This window comes from Ectobacillus sp., assembly GCF_056992975.1.
This window is the reverse complement of sequence record NZ_JBXKMX010000062.1, coordinates 1-2103: the sequence shown is the minus strand read 5'-3', so window position 1 is coordinate 2103 and position 2103 is coordinate 1. Positions and strand designations below refer to the sequence as shown.

Sequence of the window (2103 nt, the reverse complement as noted above, 5' to 3'; positions counted from 1 at the left end):
GAGCAATTTCAGAACTTCGTTCTTCATTATGGATTTCAATATGAATTTTGTAATCCAAATAGCGGGAATGAAAAAGGCCATGTTGAGTCTATGGTGAAATACGTTCGAAATAATTTTCTTCTTCCTGAACTACCTATTATTGAAATTAACTTATTAAATGATACTTTCTGGAGTAAAGCAGAGAAAGATCGAAATCGGAAGCATTATCAAAAAGAAGAGCTCATTGCCAAATTGTATTTGGCAGACAAAGAAAAGTTTTTACAGCTTCCAGAAAAAGAGTTTACATGCGTAAGGTACGAAGAAGTCAAAGCAGACAAATATGGATATATTCGTATTGATACTAGAGTGTATTCTTCTTCTCCACGCTTTGCCAAACAGAAGGTTTTGGCAAAGATTTCGTACAATCAGGTAGAGGTATTAACACAAGAATATGAGCTAATTATCTCTCACGCACGATTGTATGGAGAGCAAAAGAAATCAATGAAATGGCAACCTTATTTGTCCCTCATGGCCAAACGGCCAATGGCAATCAAATATACAAGTTTTTACGAACAACTGCCAATAGAATGGCAAACCTATTTAGAACAATGCACAGTAATAGAAAAACAGCAATCCCTGCAGCTCCTATCTGTTCTTCTAAAAGAGCATGATTTTACCACACCTACAGAAGCGTTACGTATTGCATCAGAGCGAGGCCATCCTTCTGTTGACTCTATCAAACAAGTATTCTATCAGCTTTTGAACGGTAGAGGACAACGGGAAGAAATTCAAGTACAAGGCATCATACCAAGTGTTCCTTCTGCCACAAGAGGTTTATCTCATTATGATAGTCTCTTTGCGGGAACAGGAGGTACAGCACAATGAATCAAATCATCAAAGGGTATGCGAAACGGTTAAAACTAAGCTGGATTCGAGAGAATTATGAAGAAATACAAGCTGATACCAATGAAGAGTATTTATTAAAGATATTAGAACAGGAAGTTCAACAAAGAGAAGAGCGAAAAATAAACCTTTTACTTCAGCAAGCAACGTTGCCGAAGGTAACGGGAAAACCGTTTGACTGGAAAGAAGTTAAATTAGGACAAGGATTAACAAGAGAATACATTCTACATGGCGATTTTATGGAACAGCAAGAGAATTTGATCTTCTATGGCGGTGTTGGTGCAGGTAAAACATATCTAGCGAGTTTAATCAGCCTCTATGTTATACAGAATCATACTAAAAAAGTAAAGTTCTATACAGTAGCAGCTCTCGTCAATCAGTTATTAGATGCGCATGAGAAAGGCTCGTTGAGCCGACTATTTAAACAAATTGAAAAATTAGACTTATTGATTTTGGATGAATTAGGGTATATTCCGCTTCATAAGCAAGGCGCGGAGTTATTGTTTCAGGTTATTTCTATGTGTTATGAAACAAAAAGCATAATTATCACAACAAATCTACAGTTTGGTCAATGGAATCATGTATTTGGAGACCCAATCTTAACGGAGGCGGTCATTGATCGCCTGATTCACCACTCCCACTTAGTACTATTTGATGGAGATAGTCATCGTTACAAAGAGTCACTATTACAAAGTAAATAGACTGATTTTTTAAAGAGTAATGATTGGCAAGAGGTTCATTTTTAATTGCCGTTTCCCACATTTTTTAGTTGCCAAATACAAGTTAATAAAAGGAGATAAATTAAAGATCATTCTTTTTCATATCAAAATAATTGATTAGTCAAATCCCAAAAAAGGCTTGTCCACCATTTCCAACTGCTTAATCCTCATTCCTTTTATACTCACCAATTTTACCTTCGCCTTCAAAACGTACTGTTTATGCACTATCCTATGACATTACTTCACGTACATAATGTCTTGACGATGTGAGCCACTAATCGTAGATTATGTTCAATTAATACGTTTCTAGCGTTAGGATCCCCTTGTTCCATTAGCTCTAAGTATTTCTTTTCTTCATCTGAGGATAGAGGCTGCGGAAACGCATTGTTTTTCACATATGATACGAACATAAATAATTCACGAACAATGTATCCAAGTGTAGCAAGCATACTCATCTTCTCACCCCCGCTGAAAATCGTGTTCGTTATTATATATATGAGGC

At 36.2% G+C, this 2103-nt stretch carries 2 protein-coding genes and 1 pseudogene; 2 read left to right on the top strand and 1 reads right to left on the bottom strand.

The window, feature by feature from the left end; genetic code table 11:
• Together AC11ZT_RS03240 and istB are read left to right on the top strand one after the other, a co-directional pair.
• Positions 1 to 864 (top strand): Mu transposase domain-containing protein (locus tag AC11ZT_RS03240; protein WP_484058229.1); only part of this gene is annotated, 864 nt, incomplete at its 5' end.
• A complete protein-coding gene (istB, locus tag AC11ZT_RS03235) occupies positions 861 to 1583 on the top strand; it encodes an IS21-like element helper ATPase IstB (RefSeq protein WP_484058228.1) in 723 nt (240 codons plus the stop codon). The genes AC11ZT_RS03240 and istB, both read left to right, overlap by 4 nt.
• A 275-nt stretch (positions 1584 to 1858) precedes the next feature.
• On the opposite strand, the pseudogene AC11ZT_RS03230 reads toward istB, so the two are convergent.
• Positions 1859 to 2056, bottom strand: a pseudogene (locus AC11ZT_RS03230) (RNA polymerase sporulation sigma factor SigK); the annotation flags it as partial.
• Positions 2057 to 2103 lie beyond the last annotated feature (47 nt).

Coding starts and splice junctions, on each gene's coding strand:
- istB (WP_484058228.1), top strand. CDS start 861: ATGAATCAAATCATCAAAGGGTATGCGAAACGGTTAAAACTAAGCTGG.